Source organism: Pseudomonas sp. RG1, assembly GCF_025910115.1.
Taxonomy (GTDB): Bacteria; Pseudomonadota; Gammaproteobacteria; order Pseudomonadales; family Pseudomonadaceae; genus Aquipseudomonas; species Aquipseudomonas atacamensis.
Genome location: NZ_JAPCIK010000040.1, coordinates 87,696 through 105,277 on the forward strand (window position 1 = coordinate 87,696; position 17,582 = coordinate 105,277).

Genomic DNA, 17,582 nt, shown 5'->3' on the forward strand with positions numbered 1-17,582 from the left:
AATGAACAGGCAAAAAAAATCCCCGAACCAGTCGGGGATTTTTTATGTTCGATCAATCAGCCCAAAGGCGGATCAATCTTCGCGGTAGCGACGCAGCTTGAGCTGCTTACCAGCCACGCGAGTGTCCTTCAGCTTGGTCAGGAGCTTTTCCAGACCTTCTTCCGGCAGTTCGACGAGGCTGAAGCTGTCACGGACCTGGATGCGACCGATCGCTTCACGGGCCAGACCGCCTTCGTTGAGGATGGCGCCCAGCAGGTTTTTCGCAGCGATACCGTCACGCGCACCCAGCGCGGTACGGCAACGAGCACGGCCTTCGCCCAAAGGCATTGGCGCGCGACGCTCGCGGTCACCACGATCAGGACGATCACCGGAACGCTCAGGACGGTCGCCACGCGGTGCGTTGTTCGGCACCAGTGGACGTTCCTTCTCGATCGCTGCCAGGTTCAGCGCTTGACCGTTGGTAGCCTTGCGCAGCAGCGCAGCAGCCAGTGCACGCGGGGTGCAACCGATGTCGGCAGTCAGGCGATCAAGCAGTTCACCGTGAGTCGATTCGGCATCAGCAACCAGCGGCGACAGGCTGTTGGTCAGTTTCTTGATGCGTGCATCGAGAACGGCTTGAGCGTCTGGCAGGCGTACTTCGGCAACTTTCTGCCCGGTTACGCGCTCGATCACTTGCAGCATGCGGCGCTCACGTGGAGTCACCAGCAGCAGTGCACGACCTTCGCGACCGGCACGGCCGGTACGGCCGATACGGTGCACGTAGGATTCCGGGTCGTACGGCATGTCAACGTTGAACACGTGAGTGATGCGCGGAACGTCCAGACCACGGGCAGCAACGTCGGTCGCGACAACGATGTCCAGACGGCCATCCTTGAGCGAGTCGATGACGCGCTCACGCTGGTTCTGGGCGATATCACCGTTCAACGCGGCGGCTTTGTAGCCTTTGGCGTCGAGGGCGCTGGCCAGGTCCAGGGTCGCTTGCTTGGTGCGCACGAACATGATCAGGGCGTCGAAGTCTTCGACTTCCAGCAGGCTGAGTACGGCCGAGGTTTTCTGGTCAGCGTGAACCAACAGGTGAGCCTGTTCGATCGCGGTAACGGTCTGGGTCTTGGTCTGGATCTTGACGTGTTGCGGATCGCGCAGGTGGCGTTCGGCAATGGCGCGGATCGACTGCGGCAGGGTCGCCGAGAACAGCACGGTCTGGCGGGTCGATGGCAGAGCCTTGAAGATGACTTCCAGGTCATCCATGAAGCCCAGCTTCAACATTTCGTCAGCTTCGTCCAGAACCAGATGGTTCACAGTCGACAGGACTTTCTCGTCGCGACGCAGGTGGTCGCACAGACGACCCGGAGTAGCGACAACAATCTGTGCGCCATTACGGATTGCCTTGAGTTGCGGGCCCATCGGCGCGCCGCCGTAGACAGCCACGACGGTAACGCCTGGCATTTGCTTGGCGTAGGTTTCAAAAGCGGTTGCTACTTGCAGCGCCAACTCTCGGGTTGGCGCCAGGATCAGGGCTTGCGGTTCGCGCTTGGCAGGATCGATGCGGTGCAGAATAGGCAGTGCGAACGCGGCGGTTTTACCGGTACCGGTTTGCGCCTGGCCAATCATGTCCTGGCCGGCCATGATGATCGGGATCGATTGCTGCTGAATCGCCGAAGGCTCTTCGTAGCCAGTCGCTGCGACGGCTGCAAGAATATTCGGGTTAAGATTAAAAGCGGCGAATCCGCCGGTTTCCTGGGTCATGGGTCTGCCTCTAAGTGCATCCGCAAAGACCCATGCTCCAAAGCTGCGCATGCCGTGTTGAGACTCAAGAGTCGCCCTGGCAGCTTTGTCGGCGGGGATTTGCGAAAACGAATGAATGAAGATGAATCGTCAAGGAAGAGCCCGCAATGCGGACGTGCAGCCGAAGCTGACTTCGGGAAATGCGCTACCTAAACGCGGCCCGGTTAAAGGCCGGCGCGCACTATACCGGATTTCGCCCGAAAAGGGAGCTTTTTTTGTGGCCCTTATCCGTGTGTCACCGCCGTGTAACGGGGTTTTGCGGATAATCGCGCAACGGTCTATTTTGCAAAGGCCCGGCCCTGCGGGCGATGACGCTTAAACGGTTCACCGATCTGCGGCAAAGCGCCGCGCACCCGCCCTTCCTGCTCGAGGATTTAGCCATGAATCAGCCCTGCGCCGGCCGCGTCAGCCGAGAACGTCGTGGTCATGTGCACTTGATCGGCCTCGATCGGGCGGCCAAGCGCAACGCTTTCGATATCGACCTGCTCAACGATCTGAGCCTGGCCTACGGCGAGTTCGAAGCCGACCGCGAAGCGCGGGTCGCCGTGGTGTTCGGCCACGGCGAGCACTTCACCGCCGGGCTCGATCTGGTCAATGCCAGCGCAGCCCTGGCCGAAGGCTGGCAGGTTCCGAGCGGCGGCTGCGATCCCTGGGGCGTTTTCGTCGGCCCACGGGTGAGCAAACCGGTCATCGTCGCCGCGCAGGGTTACTGCCTGACCATCGGCATCGAGCTGATGCTGGCGGCGGACATCAACCTGTGCGCGAGCAATACCCGCTTCGCGCAGATGGAAGTGCAGCGTGGGATCTTTCCGTTTGGCGGCGCGACTTTGCGTTTCCAGCAGATTGCCGGCTGGGGCAATGCGATGCGCTGGTTGCTCACTGGCGATGAGTTCGATGCCCACGATGCGTTGCATCTGGGTTTGGTCCAGGAAGTGATGGCCAGCGAAGATTTGCTGCCCCGCGCGATCGAGCTGGCCGAACGGATTGCCCGGCAGGCACCGCTGGGCGTGCAGGCGACCTTGATGTCAGCGCGACAGGCGCGTTATGAGGGTGAGACAGCGGCGGCGCAGGCGTTACCGGCGCTGGTGAAGAAGTTGCTCGCCACTGAGGATGCCCGGGAGGGGGTGCGATCGTTGGTGGAGCGGCGTCCGGGGATCTTCAAAGGCGCCTGAAGATTCTGCTGCCTGTCAGGGCCTCTTCGCGAGCAGGCTCGCTCCCACAGGGAGAATGCATTTCAAATGTGGGAGCGAGCCTGCTCGCGAAGGGGGCGGTACTGCCGGCTCAGGTCGCCGGGCGAATCGCGTTGATCAACGACTGCAACGAATAACCCAGCTGCGGCGCCAGCGCTTCGGCTCGTTGGGTCAGCGCCTGCATGTCCAGCGCCTGATCGAGATCCGACGGAACGATCAGAATCACGTTGCCCTCCTTCACCGGCAACTCCCAGTAATGCCGGTGATAGAGCCCGCGCAACAATGCCGCGCCCAGCGGTTTGCCATCGTCGGTGGCCCACTGGTTGATCACCAGCCAGCCGCCCGGATTCAGGCGCTTCTGACAATCGCCGAGAAAACTCCAGGCCAGATGCCCGACACCGGGACCAACATCGGTATAGAGGTCGACGAAAATCAGATCCGCCGGCTCGGCAGTCGGCAGCAATTCCAGCGCATCGCCGACGCGGATATACAAACGCGGATCATCATCCAGACCGAGATATTCGATGGCCAGGCGCGGCACGTCCGGGCGCAGTTCGATGGCTTCGACGTCTTCCAGCGGCAGAAACTTCAGGCAAGCCTGGGTCAGCGTGCCGGCGCCCAAACCGAGAAACAGCGCGCTCTCCGGCTGCTCGTGGCACAGCGCGCCGATCAGCATCGCGCGGGTGTAGTCGTACTCCAGCCAGCTCGGGTCGGCAGTGAACACGCAGCTCTGCTCGATCGCATCGCCGAACTCGAGAAAGCGGTAATCGGCCACTTCCAGCACGCGAATCACGCCGAACTCATCCTGTACTTCGGCGAGCAGATGCTCGACGCGCTCCTCAGTCATTTCGTCTCCTGATGGTCACCGGGCGCGGTGACGCGATGGCACCGCTGTGGCGCCGTGGCAAAGCGGCGATTGTCGGCGATGGGGCGGGAGCAGGTCACGCACTAATTGCTGCTAACATGGCGCTTCCCTGCGTACGAACTTCGAGACCGTGATGAGCCAACCGTGGAGCCCTGACAGCTGGCGCGCCCTGCCGATCCAGCAACAACCGCAATACCCCGACGCCGCGCACCTGCGCCAGGTCGAGCAGACCCTGGCCAGCTATCCGCCGCTGGTGTTCGCCGGCGAAGCGCGCGAGCTGCGCCGCCAGTTCGCCGAAGTCACCCAGGGTCGCGCGTTTCTGTTGCAGGGCGGCGATTGCGCGGAAAGCTTCGCCGAATTTTCCGCCGCGAAGATCCGCGACACCTTCAAAGTGTTGCTGCAAATGGCAATCGTCATGACCTTCGCCGCTGGCTGCCCGGTGGTCAAGGTCGGGCGCATGGCCGGCCAGTTCGCCAAACCGCGTTCGGCCAACGACGAAACCATCGGCGGCGTAACCCTGCCGGCCTACCGTGGCGACATCGTCAACGGCATCGGCTTCGACGAAAAGAGCCGCGTGCCGGATCCGGAGCGTTTGCTGCAGTCCTATCATCAGTCCACAGCGACCTTGAACCTGTTGCGCGCTTTCGCCCAGGGCGGTTTTGCCGACCTGCATCAAGTGCACAAGTGGAACCTGGATTTCATCGCCAACTCGGCGCTGGCGGAGAAGTACAGCCACCTCGCCGACCGCATCGATGAAACCCTCGCGTTCATGCGCGCCTGCGGCATGGACAGCTCGCCGCAACTGCGCGAAACCAGTTTCTTCACCGCCCACGAAGCGTTGCTGCTGAACTACGAAGAAGCCTTCGTACGCCGCGACAGCCTGACCAACGATTACTACGATTGCTCGGCGCACATGCTGTGGATCGGCGACCGCACCCGCCAGCTCGACGGCGCGCACGTTGAATTCCTGCGGGGGGTGAACAACCCGATCGGGGTCAAAGTCGGCCCGAGCATGAACCCTGATGACCTGATCCGCCTGATCGACGTGCTCAACCCGGACAACGATCCGGGGCGCCTCAACCTGATTGCGCGGATGGGTGCGAACAAGGTCGGCGATCATCTGCCGGCACTGATCCGTGCGGTGCAGCGCGAAGGCAAGCAAGTGCTGTGGAGCTCCGACCCGATGCACGGCAACACCATCAAGGCCAGCAGCGGCTACAAGACCCGTGACTTCGCACAGATCCTTGGCGAGGTGAAGCAGTTCTTCCAGGTGCACGAAGCGGAAGGCAGCTATGCCGGCGGCATCCATATCGAGATGACCGGACAGAATGTCACCGAGTGCATCGGCGGCGCCCGACCGATTACCGAGGACGGCTTGTCCGACCGTTATCACACCCACTGCGATCCACGGATGAATGCTGACCAGTCGCTGGAATTGGCGTTTTTGATTGCCGAAACCCTGAAGCAAGTTCGCCGTTAGACAGCGTCGCCCCCGTTCGCGAGCAGGCTCGCTCCCACATTTGCAATGCGTTTCCCTGTGGGAGCGAGCCTGCTCGCGAAAGCGCCGGCTCAGGCAACCTCAATCCGCGCCAATGCCCCCCGCAACCGCCCCGCACTCTCGCGCTGACAATTCAACTGCACCCGCTCAAGCCCCAGCCAACCCGCCATCCGCCGCAGATTCAGTGCCAGCGCCAGCATGCCCTCCTCGTCCAGTCCCGATTCTTCCTCATGCACCGCATGCACCGCCAACTGCCCTGCCGCCCGTTCGGCACGCAGATCAACCCGCGCGGCGATCCGCTCGTTGTGCAAAAACGGCAGCACATAATAGCCGTAAACCCGCTTGGGCTGCGGTGTGTAGATTTCCAGGCGATAGCGGAAATCGAACAAACGCTCAGTGCGGCTGCGTTCCCAGATCAGCGAGTCGAACGGCGACAGCAGCGCACTGGCAATGACCTTGCGCGGCACTTTGGGCTCCGGCAGGCAATAGGCGATCTGCCGCCAGTCGGCGACTTCACACATCTGCAATTGACCAGCTTCAACCAACTCAGCCAGACGCGGCCGAGCATCCGCAGGGCTCAGGCGAAAGTAATCGCGCAGGTCTTTTTCCGTACCAACGCCCAATGCTTGCGCCGCATGCAACAGCAAACCGCGTTGCGCCTCGGTCTCGTCCGGCGTGGGCTGTTGCAGGATCGCAGCAGGAATCACCCGCTCGGGCAAATCGTACAAGCGCTCGAAACCGCGTCGCCCCGCCACTGTGACCTCACCGGCGGCAAACAACCATTCCAGCGCATGTTTCTCAGCGCTCCAGTCCCACCATGGCCCGGCCTTGTCTTCGCGGGTCGACAGACTGCCGGCACCCAGCGCGCCCCGCTCCTCAACCGCAGTCAGCACGCGGCGAATGGTTTCCTGCTGTTCGCGACCAAACCTCGCCAATTGCTGATAGATGTCTTCGCCACGCTTGGCCCGTTGCATACGCCAGCCCAGCAACGGGTACATCGACAGCGGCAACAGCGACGCTTCATGGCCCCAGTATTCGAACAGCGTGCGCCGACGCCCCGAACTCCAGGCAGCCTGGTCGAGCAAGTCAGAGGGGTAGGAGCCGAGACGGGAAAACAGCGGCAGGTAGTGCGAGCGCACCACGGCATTGACGGAATCGATTTGCAGCAGGCCCAACCGTTCGATCAGCCGGTTGAGATGACTGGCATTGACGGTCGGCGGCTGGCGCCCGTTGAACCCTTGGGCGGCCAGCGCCAGACGTCGCGCCTGTTTGAGGGAAAAGGACACTGTCGCGGGCATTTATTCCTCCATGTCTGCTCGCAACCTACCTCACCTGAAAGGGGTTTGTGTAGCGATAGCCTCATCATTTATGCATCGGGTCGTCCCAGAACGGCCGCACGGTTTCGTGTTCGACATCGGCGCGGCTGATGCCGATGTCCTTCAGCGCCTCATCGCTCAGACCGGCGAGCATTTCCCGTTCACGATGCAGCTCATACCAACGGCTGAATTTGTGCAGCAGATCGGACACGATATGGCCGTGGCCGGACAGCTGTTCTTGGCTTGCATACTCTCTTTGACCTTTCATCGTCTTGCCTCCTTTTGTGGATGGCTCAAGTCTCTCGCCGGCGCTAAGATCAATCCAACGAATGTTTCTGATGGCATGCATCACGGAGATTCATCAATTGTCCGCCTACCCCAGTATCGATACCGATGTCCTGCGCACCTTCGTCGCGATTGCCGATCAGGGCGGTTTCACCCGTGCCGGCGAGATGGTCAACCGCACCCAGTCGGCGGTGAGCATGCAGATGAAACGTCTGGAAGAAGACGTGTTGCAGCGCCAGCTGTTCGAGCGCGATGGCCGTCAGGTGCGGCTTACGGCTGAAGGCCAAGTGCTGCTCGGTTATGCGCGGCGCATCCTCAAACTGCACAGTGAGGTGTTCAACACCCTGCGCGAGCCGCACATGGTCGGCACCGTGCGCATCGGTACGCCGGATGATTATGTGATGCGTTTTCTGCCGGGGATCCTGTCGCGGTTCGCGCAGTTCTATCCGCTGATCCAGATCGAAGTGCATTGCGAGTCGAGCAAGCAGTTGCTGCAACGCACTGATCTGGACTTATCGATCGTCACCCGTGAGCCGGGCAACGAGATCGGCCAGTTGCTGCGCAAGGAGCGCTTCGTCTGGGCCGAGGCGCAGAATTTCAGCGCCCACGAACAGACGCCGCTGCCCCTGGCGATGTTCAACAGTGATTGTTTCTGCCGCTTGTGGGCGTGCAATGCGCTAGACGCGATGGGTCGCGATTACCGCATCGCCTACAACAGCAGCAGCCTGTCGGCGCTGATGGCTGTGGTCAGCGCAGGGCTGGCGATCACCGCGCAACTGGAGAGTCTGATCACCCCCGACATGCGCATCCTTGGCGCCGCCGAAGATCTGCCACTGTTGCCCGAGGCGAGCATCATGCTGATCCGCAATCTGAACAACCCGTCGCCGATCACCGAGTGCCTGGCCGAGCACATCGTCGAGGGCTTCAAACTTTAAACGCGAGCATCACCGCACACAGCACGAGGAAGCCGCAGAACAGCCCGCGCAGAATTTTTTCCGGCATGGCGTGGGCAACTTTCACGCCCCAACTGATGCTGAGCAGACCACCGACCGCCAGAGGCAGACCGATCATCCAGTCGACTTCGTGGTGCACGGCGTAGGTCACCAGGGTTACACCAGTGCTCGGCAGGGCCAGCGCCAGCGACAATCCCTGAGCGACCACTTGGCTGGTGCCGAACAGGCTGGTCAGCACCGGCGTCGCCACCACTGCGCCGCCGACGCCGAACAAACCGCCCATGGTCCCTGAGGCGGCGCCGAGCACGCCCAACCACGGCCACGAATAGCGCATCTCGGCAGTCGGCGCTGGTCGCGGACCGAACATCTTCAACAGGTTGTAGGCCGACAGCGCCACCAGAAAGGCGACAAAGCCGATACGCATGGTCTGCGCATCGATGCCCACCGCCCAGATCGAGCCAAGCCAGGCAAAGCAGAAACCCATCACCGCCAGCGGCAGCGCATGGCGCAATTCGATGCGATTGCGCTGGTGATAACGCCACAGCGCCAGCATCACGTTCGGTACCACCATCACCAGTGCCGTGCCCTGGGCGATTTGCTGATCAAGCCCAAACCACACGCCAAGCAACGGAATCGCAATCAAGCCACCGCCAATGCCAAAGATCCCGCCCAATGTGCCCAGGGCGGCGCCGAACAGCAGGTACAACAGAAAATCCATCACAACGGTAATCCTCTAACGACAGGCGGCCAATGCTACGCACTCGCGCCTAGCGGGGAAACGCATAGCAACGCACAATGGCTATGCCGATTTTGCACAAGCGTGGTTTCCATGAATCCCAACCAATTGACCGATCAGCTCGGCCTGTTTCTCGATGTGCTGGAGAGTGGCAGCTTTTCTGCCGCTTCGCGCCGCCATCCGCTGACGCCTTCCGCTGTAGCCCGGCGCATCGACAGCCTGGAAAGTGCCGTCGGCAGTCAGCTGTTCGTGCGCAGCACCCATGCCGTGCTGCCGACTTCGGCCGGCCTGGCCTTTGCCGAACGGGCGCGACGGATCATCGCCGAGTTGCAACTGGCGCGTGCCGAAGCGGTGTCATTGAGCAGTGCACCGGAAGGCCTGATCCGCATCGATGCGCCAGCAGCCTTCGGGCGGCGGCATCTGGCGCCGGTGATTGCCGATTTTCTCCTGCTGTATCCGGGACTGGATGTGCAGATGCACCTGATCGACAGCTTCAGCGACATGGCCGGCAGCAGCCTGGGCAAAGTCGATCTGGTGCTGCGTACCGGCCAGTTGGCTGACTCGCGCCTGGTCGCCACGCCATTGGCGAGCATGGTCCGCGTCGCCTGCGCCAGCCCTGACTATCTCAAGCAGCGTGGCGTGCCCGAGCACCCGGCGCAGTTGAGTGAACACGACGGGCTCGACTGGGAGGGCCTTGCGCCGCCGTTTGCCTGGAAATTCGAAGTGGACGGGCAAATGCAATTGCACCGGCCATCGCGGGTGCGCCTGAGCGCCAACAATGCCGAAGCCCTGGCGTGTGGCGCGGCGGCGGGTCTGGGCGTCGCACACCTGCCGACCTGGCTGGCCAGCGAATACTTGCTGCGTGGCGAGCTGGTGCCGCTGTTTTGTGAAAACGGCCTGCCGCCGCCGGAGTCCACCGGCATTTACGCGCTGCGCATGGAACAGCAGGTCCATTCGCGCAGTCGGTTGTTGCTGGAATACCTGAAAACCCGCTTCAGCCCGGTGCCGCCGTGGGATCTGGCGTTGCAACGGCAATTCGCCCGGCACTGACGCCGGACATATTTATCTGGCGCCTTAAAGATTCGAGCGCTAGATTAAAAAACGATCAACGATCAAGGCTTTGACAATGACTTGCGAACGCGACAACTGCGACGACCTTCTGCTCGACAATCAGGCGTGCTTCGCCCTGCATTCGACCTCGCTGATGATGACCAAGGTCTACAAGCCGCTGTTGCAGGCGCTGGGCCTGACCTATCCGCAATATCTGGCGATGATGGTGTTGTGGGAGAAGGACGGCTTGACTGTCGGAGAAATCAGCGCACGCCTGCTGACCGATCCGGGATCGCTGACGCCATTGCTCAAGCGTCTGGAAGCCGAAGGCCTGCTCAGCCGCACCCGCAGTCGTGAAGATGAGCGGGTGGTGATTGTCGAACTGACCGCAGCAGGCCGCGCCTTGCGTGACAAGGCGCAGACCGTGCCGCAGTGCATCCTTGGCGCCAGTGGCTTCACCCTTGAACGTCTGCAGAAATTGCAGGCAGAGCTGCAAGCGCTGCGCGGGCATCTGCAAGACAGCCTGAATTAAGCCCCGCTACATTCCCCTGTGGGAGCGAGCCTGCTCGCGAAAGCGTCCGATCAGACAGCGAGTCGTTGAATGTTCCACCGCCTTCGCGAGCAGGCTCGCTCCCACAGTGATTTCAGCGCCAACAAAAAAAATTTTTCCCCGCCTGCATTCCCTCGTCAAGCGCTCTAAATCAAGCCTTACCCGCCCCTTCCACGCCATGCCCTTGAGCAAAACGCGATTTTTATTAAAAATTTATCTTGCGCGCTAAACATTAGCGCTATACATTCTCTTCACACCTACTTAGCGCGCAAACAATTAGCGCGCAAAACCACAACCAATGAGGCTCACACCATGCAAACTCTCTATACCGCAATCGCAACTTCCACTGGCGGCCGTGACGGTCGTGCGATCTCCAGCGACAACGTACTCGACGTCAAACTGGCCACGCCGAAAGGACTCGGTGGTGCTGGCGGCGCGGCGACCAACCCTGAGCAACTGTTCGCTGCCGGTTACTCGGCCTGCTTCATCGGCGCACTGAAATTCGTCGCCAGCCAGACCAAACGCAAGATTCCTGACGACGCGTCGATCACCGCCCATGTCGGCATCGGCCAGATCCCTGGCGGTTTCGGTCTGGACATCGATTTGCACATCAGCCTGCCGGGTCTGGAACAAGCCGACGCACAGTCGCTGGTCGACGCGGCTCACCAGGTCTGCCCGTACTCCAACGCCACCCGTGGCAACGTCGATGTCCGTCTGCACGTGACTGTGTAATCACTCAAGCCCCCGGCCCGAACAAGGAAAAATGAACATGAACACTTTCAGCAAAGTCTTGACCGGTACCCTTCTCGCCCTGTCGGTACACAGCGCTTTCGCCGGTGATGTCGAACACAACACCCAGGCATTCCTCGATGCGCTGAATTCTGGCAGCGGCAAGCCGATCGAGCAGCTGTCGCCCAAGGATGCCCGCGCCGTGCTGGTCAGCGCGCAGTCCGGGGTCAAGTTGACGTTGCCCAAAGCCGATGTCAGCGAGAAGACCATCCAGGTCGATGGTCAACCGCTGAGCCTGACCATCGTCCGGCCGGCCGGGGTCAAGGGTGAGCTGCCGGTGTTCATGTTCTTCCACGGCGGCGGCTGGGTGCTGGGGGACTTCCCGACGCACGAACGTCTGGTGCGCGATCTGGTGGTCGGTTCGGGGGCGGCGGCGGTGTTCGTCAATTACACCCCTTCGCCGGAAGCGCATTACCCGGTGGCGATCAATCAGGCCTACGCTGCGACCAAATGGGTGGCGGAACACGGTAAAGAGATCAATGTCGACGGCAAGCGCCTGGCCGTGGCCGGCAACAGCGTCGGTGGCAACATGGCCGCAGTGGTTGCGCTGATGGCCAAGGACAAGGGCACCCCGGCGATCAAATTCCAGGTGCTGCTGTGGCCGGTGACCGATGCCAACTTCGACACCGGTTCGTACAACCAGTACGCCGAAGGGCACTTCCTCACCCGCAACATGATGAAGTGGTTCTGGGACAACTACACCACCGACGCCAAACAGCGCAACGAGATCTACGCTTCACCGCTGCGCGCCACCACCGCACAGCTCAAAGGCCTGCCGCCAGCACTGGTGCAGACGGCCAGCGCCGACGTGCTGCGTGATGAAGGCGAAGCCTATGCGCGCAAACTCGACGAGGCCGGAGTACCGGTAACTTCGGTGCGCTACAACGGCATGATCCATGATTACGGCTTGCTCAACGTGGTCAGCCAGATACCGGCGGTGCGTTCGGCGATGTTGCAGGCGTCTGAAGAACTGAAGCAACACTTGAAGTAACCACCGTCCCATTGTGGGAGCGAGCCTGCTCGCGAAAGCGTCCGGTCATGACACACCGCTTTCGCGAGCAGGCTCGCTCCCACAGGGTTCCGAGTGTTTCTTACAGGCACAAAAAAACCCGACTCAATGGTCGGGTTTTTTCTTTCCGCAAAAAGCAGTGCTTATTTCGCACGGCCTTTGTAGGAACCGCCTTCGCGGGTATCGATCTCGATCATGTCGCCGATTTCGATGAAGTCGGCAACCGACAGCTCGGTACCGTTCTTCAGTTTGGCAGGCTTCATCACCTTGCCGGAAGTGTCACCGCGAGCGGAGCCTTCGGTGTAGTCAACCTGACGCACGATGGTGGTCGGCAGTTCTACGGAAACCAGGCGCTCTTCGAAGAACACGGCTTCGCAAACGTCGGTCATGCCTTCTTCAACGAAAGGCAGAACGCTTTCGATGTCTTCGGCGTTCAGTTCGTACATGGTGTAGTCAGTGGTGTCCATGAACGTGTAGGTGTCACCGCTGATGAACGACAGGGTGGCTTCTTTACGATCCAGGATCACGTCGTCCAGTTTGTCGTCCGCACCGTAAACGGTTTCGGTCTTGTAACCGGTCAGCAGGTTCTTCAGCTTGGTCTTCATGATCGCGCTGTTACGGCCCGACTTGGTGAATTCAGCTTTCTGAACCAGCCAAGGATCGTTGTCGATACGGATCACGGTACCGGGTTTGAGTTCTTTACCAGTTTTCATTGCGAATATCCGAATTTGGATGGGATTTACAAAAATCTAGGCCGCGTATCATATCCAATTTACATAAAACTGTACCAGCGCCGTGGCAAGATCCGCCTGCAAGGCCTGTTCCAGACACCATGCTTCGGCGTTCTCCTCGAGTTCCGGCCAATAATTTCGCACCGCCAGCCAGTGCTCGCCGATCGGTTGCCCGGCACTCCACGCTCGCCACAGACCGTTCATCGCCTGCGCCGCAGCGGGTGAAAGGCCGTGAGTGTAGAGCGCGAGAAAAGCATCGAGCTTGTCCAGATGGATGTCATCGTCCTGCTGATAGATGTGCCAGAGCATCGGCCGCCCAGCCCATTGCGCGCGAACGAATGAATCTTCACCGCGCACCGCGTTGAAATCGCAGCACCAGAGCAGATGGTCGTATTGGTCCTGACGGACGAACGGCAGCACTTGCACGGTCAGGGACTCGCGCACATGAATCGCGCCGACCGTCAGGGTTTCCACATTCAGCCAGCGCGCCACATCGCCGAGAATCCGCCCTTCCGGAACCATCAGGTGAGTCGGCCGTGCATCGGCCGCCAGCACGTCCAGCCAACTGGCCAGCCCGGGGTTTTCATAAGCAAACAGCGAGATCAGTTGCGCGTCCGGAGCAGGATCGATACCCAAGGCTTGCAGGAAATGTCGCTGGGCCGGCCGATCCTGCTGAAACTGGCGACGCTGTTCGAGCAGTCCGCGTTCGCGGAGCAGGCCACCGGTGCCCGGTTTGAAGCCTGGAAAGAAAAAGAACTTCTGCACCGTTTTGTATTTTACCGACGGCAAGCCGTGGCAGCCGGTGACCCAGTCTTCGGCGCTGAGATAATCGAGGTTGAGCCACAGCGGCGGCGTTTCCCGCGCAGCCATGCTGTCCATGTAATCAGTGGGCAACTGACAGGCGAAGGCGGCGATGACTACGTCGGCCGCCTCGGCGTGCAGCCACTCGCTCGGCCACTGACGCACCTCGACGCCCTGCTGCCATTGCTGCACAACGTCGACATCGATCTCAGGACAGAGGCGCTCGAACGCGCGCAGATCATCCACCCACAGGTGCACCGGCAAGGCATGCTCGGCCACCAGCTGCCGGGCCAGGCGCCACGTCACGCCGATGTCACCGAAGTTATCGACCACGGTGCAAAAAATGTCCCAGCGGGGTTTCGCTTCAGGCATGCCGTTCTCCCGTTGGCAAAAAACCTCGATTGTCCGCATAAATGCGCTCGCGCAGAAGAGCCGACGGCGATTAATCTTCGTGCGACAATCGCCGCTTGCCCGCAACCATCCGCCAGGAGGCCGCCATGCCCTACCGTCCCAATCCCCGTCGTCCCTTGCCTGTTCAGCTTAGCGCGCTGCATCTGACCGGCAGCATTGCGCTGGGCCTGTGGCTGGGGTTCCTGGCGATTGCGCTGACCTGCTGGCTGCTTTCGCGCTTTATCTTCCCCGAGCAACTGGCCCCTGTCGCGCAAGCGGTGCAGCAGCGCGTCAATCCCCCATCTGTGGCGCCCGTGCAGGTTCAGCCGGACATTCCGCCGCAAAGTCCGCTGTTCCAACAGTACGAAGAAAACCTGCGCAAGAATGAACAGCAGGCCCGACTGGATCAGGCGCGCGCCAATTCGCGTAACGCGTCCAATCCGAAATGCCAGTTCTGGCTGCAGCAGGACCAGACCGCGCCGACCGAAAAGAGCCGCGCCAACGTTTTGCAATTCTGCGATTGATCATGAACAAACACAGCGTCCACCAGTTGATTCTCGACAAGCTGCGCATCGACCTCGACATCGCCGAGCGCGCCGCGCAAACCGCTTACGAAACCGCGACCCACGAAGAAAACATCGCCGAAAACAAGTACGACACGCTGGGGCTGGAGGCGTCGTATCTGGCGGCGGGTCAGGCGAAGCGGGTTGAGGAAATCCGTCAGTCACTGGTGCTGTGTCAGAACCTGACGTTGCGTGCCTACGACGAAAATCGCGGCATTGAAGTCGGCGCCCTGCTCGGTCTGGAGGACGAAAAGGGTCGCGAGCAATGGCTGTTTCTGGCGCCGGATGCGGCGGGGCTGAAAGTCGACGTGGTGGGTCAGCCGGTTACCGTCATCACCCCGCGCTCGCCGCTGGGCAAAAGCCTGCTGGGCAAGTTCGCGGGCGATGAGGTGGAGATTCTGGTGGCGGGTACCCGGCAACAGTTTGCTGTCACCGAGGTGCTCTGAAGCGGGTGCTTAGTGAACGGGCAGTTCGACGCCGTCGAACAGCTCTTCGAGCTCTTGCTTGTTGTGGCACTGAATGGCCTTGGCCATGACTTCGCGGGTCAGGTGCGGGGCGAATTTCTCGATGAAGTCGCACATGAAGCCACGCAGGAAGGTGCCACGACGGAAACCGATCTTGGTGATGCTCGACTCGAACAGCTCGCTGGCATCCAGTACCACCAGGTCGTTATCGAGTTTGGTATCGACCGCCATTTTAGCCACGATGCCTACGCCCAGGCCCAGGCGCACGTAGGTTTTGATCACGTCGGCGTCAGCAGCAGTGAACACCACTTTCGGCGTCAGGCCACGATGGCTGAAGGCTTCGTCGAGCTTGGAACGGCCGGTGAAACCGAACACGTAAGTGACGATCGGATATTCGGCCAGCGCTTCGAGGGTCAGCTTCGGCAGCTTGGTCAGCGGGTGGCCATGGGGTACGACCACGCAGCGGTTCCAGCGGTAGCACGGCATCATCACCAGATCACCGAACAGCTCCAGCGCTTCAGTGGCAATGGCGAAATCGACGGTGCCGTCAGCGGCCATTTCGGCGATCTGCATCGGCGAGCCCTGATGCATGTGCAGGGCCACGTCCGGGTATTGCTTGATGAAATTGCTGATCACCGGCGGCAGCGCATAACGCGCCTGGGTGTGGGTGGTGGCGATCGACAGGGTGCCCTTCTTCTCGTTGGAGAATTCCTGGGCAATCTGCTTGATGCTTTCGACTTTGCGCAGGATCTCGCCAGCGGTGGTGATGATGCGCTCGCCGGCCGGGGTAACGCGGGTCAGGTGCTTGCCGCTGCGGGCGAAGACTTCGACGCCCAGCTCGTCTTCCAGCAGGCGGATCTGCTTACTGATGCCCGGTTGCGAGGTGTACAGGCTTTGAGCGGTAGCGGAAACGTTGAGGTCGTGGTGCGCCACTTCCCAGATGTAGCGCAGTTGTTGAAGCTTCATATCAATCCCTCAAAGCAGGTAGACGCCACGGGCATCAGCGACGGTATATAACTATATTAATGGTTCGAAGAATAAATCTAGAACTTTTTTATCAAAACGCCATTATTCCTGCTTCAGCGATCCTCACGCCGCCGGCGTTCCATCAGCGGCACCAGATAGACCGGCACCTTGGCCAACTGCAGGACCCGCGCCGCCGTGCGCCCCAACGGCGTTTCCGCGCCGACGCCATGGCTGTGACTGCCGACGATCAGCAGATCGACCGAGAGCTTGTGCACCTGGTCGAGAATCACCTGCGACGGGTCGCCCTGCAGCACGCGCACCGCGCGTATGCGCTGCAGATCCTGTTCGCCGTCGTCCCCCAGTTCTTCACGAAAGCTGTCGAGCACCCGCTGTTCGATATTGGCGATGACTGTTTTCAGACCCTGACTATGGAATTCGTTCAATGCCTGTTCGTCGAGATAGCTTTGCAGCACCGACTCGGCAAACAGGCCCATGGGTTCCACCGCGTGTACTACATACAGATCGGCATTGAAGGTGCGCGCCAAGGCCAGGGCATGCTGCATCACGAACGGTGCGTACAGACCGAGGTCGGTGGCATACAGCATTGAGCGAATCATGGGACCTCCTCGCGAGCCAACGATGGCGGAGATTGATTCAGCTTAGCAGTGCCTTGGCGAGTACGACGTGCGACGCAACGTCCTGAATAAAAAGGCTCTAGATCGGCGGTTCGTTGCTGATGCCGTGGGGCACGTGGCCGGTGGCGACCACTTCGCGAGCCAGCTCGCAATGACCGGTCTGGTCATCGAAGAACACGTCAGCGGCGAAGGCTTCGAGGAACGCCGATTTGGTCAGGCCACCGAGAAACAGCGACTCATCGAGGCGGATATCCCATTCCCGCAAGGTGCGAATCACTCGCTCATGGGCCGGCGCCGAACGCGCGGTCACCAGCGCCGTGCGGATCGGGCAATCGTCATCGGGAAACTCGCGCTGCAACAGATTGAGCGCTGCCAGAAAGCCCTTGAACGGCCCACCACGCAATGGCTCGCGCGCCGATTCGCGTTCCTTGGCCTGAAACGCTTCAAGGCCGCCGGACTGATAGACGCGCTCGGACTCGTCGGAAAAGATCACCGCGTCACCGTCAAAGGCGATACGCAATTCATCACTGGCCGCACGGCTCGCGCCACCGGACAGGATCGTTGCCGCAGCGAACCCGGCGTCCAGCGCGGCACGCACGTCTTCGGCGTGGGTCGAGAGAAACAGGTCGCAGCCAAACGCTTTCAGATACGGATACGGACTGCGCCCGCCGACGAACGCCGCACGAGAAATCGCCAGGCCGTAATGATGAATCGAATTGAACACGCGCAGACCGGTGTCGGCGCTGTTGCGGGAAACCAGAATCACCTCGACCCGCGCGCGGCCGAGACGGCTGTTCAGGCTCAGGAGTTTTTCCACCAGCGGGAACGCATCGCCCGGCGCGAGGATTTCGTCTTCGTGCTCGATCTGATATTGCCGATAGGCTTCGACGCCGCTCGACAGGTAGACCTTGTGGCTTTCGCTCAGGTCGAACAAGGCGCGCGAGGAAATCGCCAGCACCAGTTTGTCATCGATGTTATTGGCCATGCCTTCCCCCAGAACAACCGA

General features: G+C 60.8%; 19 protein-coding genes. 9 read left to right on the plus strand and 10 right to left on the minus strand.

Features of this window, described 5'->3' with window-relative positions; all coding sequences use genetic code 11:
* Positions 1-72: 72 nt before the first annotated feature.
* Positions 73-1,746 carry a DEAD/DEAH box helicase gene (locus tag OK411_RS19830; protein WP_016770859.1) on the minus strand — a complete coding sequence of 558 codons (1,674 nt, stop codon included), beginning with the start codon at positions 1,744-1,746 and terminating at the stop codon, positions 73-75.
* A 419-nt stretch (positions 1,747-2,165) separates the two neighbouring features.
* On the opposite strand from OK411_RS19830, the gene OK411_RS19835 reads away from it, so the two are divergent.
* Positions 2,166-2,957 carry a crotonase/enoyl-CoA hydratase family protein gene (locus OK411_RS19835; RefSeq protein ID WP_024013767.1) on the plus strand — a complete coding sequence of 264 codons (792 nt, stop codon included), beginning with the start codon at positions 2,166-2,168 and terminating at the stop codon, positions 2,955-2,957.
* Between the two features lie 109 nt (positions 2,958-3,066).
* On the opposite strand, the gene OK411_RS19840 is transcribed toward OK411_RS19835, so the two are convergent.
* Positions 3,067-3,822 (minus strand): spermidine synthase, encoded by a 756-nt coding sequence (locus tag OK411_RS19840; protein ID WP_125926341.1) that lies wholly within the window; start codon positions 3,820-3,822, stop codon positions 3,067-3,069.
* A 151-nt stretch (positions 3,823-3,973) separates the two neighbouring features.
* On the opposite strand from OK411_RS19840, the gene OK411_RS19845 reads away from it, so the two are divergent.
* Positions 3,974-5,320 carry a class II 3-deoxy-7-phosphoheptulonate synthase gene (locus tag OK411_RS19845; protein ID WP_038861070.1) on the plus strand — a complete coding sequence of 449 codons (1,347 nt, stop codon included), beginning with the start codon at positions 3,974-3,976 and terminating at the stop codon, positions 5,318-5,320.
* Between the two features lie 89 nt (positions 5,321-5,409).
* Here OK411_RS19845 and OK411_RS19850 read toward each other — a convergent pair whose 3' ends face one another.
* Together OK411_RS19850 and OK411_RS19855 are read right to left on the minus strand one after the other, a co-directional pair.
* The gene (locus tag OK411_RS19850) at positions 5,410-6,636 is read right to left on the minus strand and encodes a winged helix-turn-helix domain-containing protein (RefSeq protein ID WP_264365580.1); all 1,227 of its coding nucleotides are present in this window, start codon (positions 6,634-6,636) and stop codon (positions 5,410-5,412) included.
* A 64-nt stretch (positions 6,637-6,700) separates the two neighbouring features.
* Positions 6,701-6,922, minus strand: coding sequence for a DUF1127 domain-containing protein (locus tag OK411_RS19855; protein ID WP_016770864.1), 222 nt, complete (start codon positions 6,920-6,922; stop codon positions 6,701-6,703).
* Positions 6,923-7,019: 97 nt separating this feature from the next.
* Here OK411_RS19855 and OK411_RS19860 point away from each other — a divergent pair, with 97 nt between their 5' ends.
* Positions 7,020-7,874 (plus strand): LysR substrate-binding domain-containing protein, encoded by an 855-nt coding sequence (locus OK411_RS19860; protein WP_172667885.1) that lies wholly within the window; start codon positions 7,020-7,022, stop codon positions 7,872-7,874.
* Here the strand turns inward: OK411_RS19860 and OK411_RS19865 are convergent.
* Positions 7,864-8,610 (minus strand): sulfite exporter TauE/SafE family protein, encoded by a 747-nt coding sequence (locus OK411_RS19865; RefSeq protein WP_221264894.1) that lies wholly within the window; start codon positions 8,608-8,610, stop codon positions 7,864-7,866. The two genes, OK411_RS19860 and OK411_RS19865, sit on opposite strands and share 11 nt — an antisense overlap.
* A 111-nt stretch (positions 8,611-8,721) precedes the next feature.
* Here OK411_RS19865 and OK411_RS19870 point away from each other — a divergent pair, with 111 nt between their 5' ends.
* The 4 genes from OK411_RS19870 to OK411_RS19885 all read left to right on the plus strand — a co-directional run bounded on the left by OK411_RS19870 (position 8,722) and on the right by OK411_RS19885 (position 12,008).
* Positions 8,722-9,678, plus strand: coding sequence for a LysR substrate-binding domain-containing protein (locus OK411_RS19870; RefSeq protein WP_016770867.1), 957 nt, complete (start codon positions 8,722-8,724; stop codon positions 9,676-9,678).
* 76 nt (positions 9,679-9,754) lie between these two features.
* Positions 9,755-10,210, plus strand: coding sequence for a MarR family winged helix-turn-helix transcriptional regulator (locus OK411_RS19875; protein WP_073472431.1), 456 nt, complete (start codon positions 9,755-9,757; stop codon positions 10,208-10,210).
* A gap of 330 nt (positions 10,211-10,540) precedes the next feature.
* The gene (locus tag OK411_RS19880) at positions 10,541-10,960 is read left to right on the plus strand and encodes an organic hydroperoxide resistance protein (protein WP_264365581.1); all 420 of its coding nucleotides are present in this window, start codon (positions 10,541-10,543) and stop codon (positions 10,958-10,960) included.
* Positions 10,961-10,997: 37 nt separating this feature from the next.
* Entirely contained in the window at positions 10,998-12,008 is a 1,011-nt protein-coding gene (locus tag OK411_RS19885; RefSeq protein ID WP_264365582.1) for an alpha/beta hydrolase, read from the plus strand.
* Positions 12,009-12,169: 161 nt separating this feature from the next.
* Here the strand turns inward: OK411_RS19885 and OK411_RS19890 are convergent, their stop codons facing one another.
* Both OK411_RS19890 and earP read right to left on the minus strand, forming a co-directional pair.
* On the minus strand, positions 12,170-12,739 hold the full coding sequence (locus OK411_RS19890) for an elongation factor P (protein ID WP_003226785.1): 570 nt from the start codon (positions 12,737-12,739) through the stop codon (positions 12,170-12,172).
* A 48-nt stretch (positions 12,740-12,787) separates the two neighbouring features.
* On the minus strand, positions 12,788-13,930 hold the full coding sequence (earP, locus tag OK411_RS19895; RefSeq protein WP_264365583.1) for an elongation factor P maturation arginine rhamnosyltransferase EarP: 1,143 nt from the start codon (positions 13,928-13,930) through the stop codon (positions 12,788-12,790).
* Between the two features lie 125 nt (positions 13,931-14,055).
* Between earP and OK411_RS19900 the strand changes: the two genes are divergently transcribed.
* Both OK411_RS19900 and OK411_RS19905 read left to right on the plus strand, forming a co-directional pair.
* Complete coding sequence (locus tag OK411_RS19900) at positions 14,056-14,472, plus strand: hypothetical protein (RefSeq protein ID WP_223631219.1); 417 nt, start codon at positions 14,056-14,058, stop codon at positions 14,470-14,472.
* A gap of 2 nt (positions 14,473-14,474) precedes the next feature.
* Positions 14,475-14,957 (plus strand): GreA/GreB family elongation factor, encoded by a 483-nt coding sequence (locus OK411_RS19905; protein ID WP_264365584.1) that lies wholly within the window; start codon positions 14,475-14,477, stop codon positions 14,955-14,957.
* A gap of 9 nt (positions 14,958-14,966) precedes the next feature.
* Here the strand turns inward: OK411_RS19905 and cysB are convergent, their stop codons facing one another.
* The 3 genes from cysB to OK411_RS19920 form a co-directional block, all read right to left on the minus strand.
* Positions 14,967-15,941, minus strand: a complete 975-nt coding sequence (gene cysB / locus OK411_RS19910) for an HTH-type transcriptional regulator CysB (RefSeq protein WP_016770873.1) — start codon at positions 15,939-15,941, stop codon at positions 14,967-14,969.
* Between the two features lie 113 nt (positions 15,942-16,054).
* Complete coding sequence (locus OK411_RS19915; protein ID WP_016770874.1) at positions 16,055-16,558, minus strand: universal stress protein; 504 nt, start codon at positions 16,556-16,558, stop codon at positions 16,055-16,057.
* 97 nt (positions 16,559-16,655) lie between these two features.
* Positions 16,656-17,561, minus strand: coding sequence for a 5'-nucleotidase (locus tag OK411_RS19920; protein WP_024013777.1), 906 nt, complete (start codon positions 17,559-17,561; stop codon positions 16,656-16,658).
* Between the last annotated feature and the right edge of the window lie 21 nt (positions 17,562-17,582).

Excerpts from the sequence above, each read along its gene's own strand:
- OK411_RS19875 (WP_073472431.1), top strand. The coding sequence starts at position 9,755 with ATGACTTGCGAACGCGACAACTGCGACGACCTTCTGCTCGACAATCAG.
- OK411_RS19890 (WP_003226785.1), bottom strand. The coding sequence starts at position 12,739 with ATGAAAACTGGTAAAGAACTCAAACCCGGTACCGTGATCCGTATCGAC.
- cysB (WP_016770873.1), bottom strand. The coding sequence starts at position 15,941 with ATGAAGCTTCAACAACTGCGCTACATCTGGGAAGTGGCGCACCACGAC.
- OK411_RS19920 (WP_024013777.1), bottom strand. The coding sequence starts at position 17,561 with ATGGCCAATAACATCGATGACAAACTGGTGCTGGCGATTTCCTCGCGC.
- OK411_RS19840 (WP_125926341.1), bottom strand. The coding sequence starts at position 3,822 with ATGACTGAGGAGCGCGTCGAGCATCTGCTCGCCGAAGTACAGGATGAG.
- OK411_RS19850 (WP_264365580.1), bottom strand. The coding sequence starts at position 6,636 with ATGCCCGCGACAGTGTCCTTTTCCCTCAAACAGGCGCGACGTCTGGCG.
- OK411_RS19830 (WP_016770859.1), bottom strand. The coding sequence starts at position 1,746 with ATGACCCAGGAAACCGGCGGATTCGCCGCTTTTAATCTTAACCCGAAT.
- OK411_RS19855 (WP_016770864.1), bottom strand. The coding sequence starts at position 6,922 with ATGAAAGGTCAAAGAGAGTATGCAAGCCAAGAACAGCTGTCCGGCCAC.
- OK411_RS19900 (WP_223631219.1), top strand. The coding sequence starts at position 14,056 with ATGCCCTACCGTCCCAATCCCCGTCGTCCCTTGCCTGTTCAGCTTAGC.
- earP (WP_264365583.1), bottom strand. The coding sequence starts at position 13,930 with ATGCCTGAAGCGAAACCCCGCTGGGACATTTTTTGCACCGTGGTCGAT.
- OK411_RS19870 (WP_016770867.1), top strand. The coding sequence starts at position 8,722 with ATGAATCCCAACCAATTGACCGATCAGCTCGGCCTGTTTCTCGATGTG.
- OK411_RS19885 (WP_264365582.1), top strand. The coding sequence starts at position 10,998 with ATGAACACTTTCAGCAAAGTCTTGACCGGTACCCTTCTCGCCCTGTCG.
- OK411_RS19880 (WP_264365581.1), top strand. The coding sequence starts at position 10,541 with ATGCAAACTCTCTATACCGCAATCGCAACTTCCACTGGCGGCCGTGAC.
- OK411_RS19835 (WP_024013767.1), top strand. The coding sequence starts at position 2,166 with ATGAATCAGCCCTGCGCCGGCCGCGTCAGCCGAGAACGTCGTGGTCAT.
- OK411_RS19905 (WP_264365584.1), top strand. The coding sequence starts at position 14,475 with ATGAACAAACACAGCGTCCACCAGTTGATTCTCGACAAGCTGCGCATC.
- OK411_RS19915 (WP_016770874.1), bottom strand. The coding sequence starts at position 16,558 with ATGATTCGCTCAATGCTGTATGCCACCGACCTCGGTCTGTACGCACCG.
- OK411_RS19865 (WP_221264894.1), bottom strand. The coding sequence starts at position 8,610 with ATGGATTTTCTGTTGTACCTGCTGTTCGGCGCCGCCCTGGGCACATTG.
- OK411_RS19845 (WP_038861070.1), top strand. The coding sequence starts at position 3,974 with ATGAGCCAACCGTGGAGCCCTGACAGCTGGCGCGCCCTGCCGATCCAG.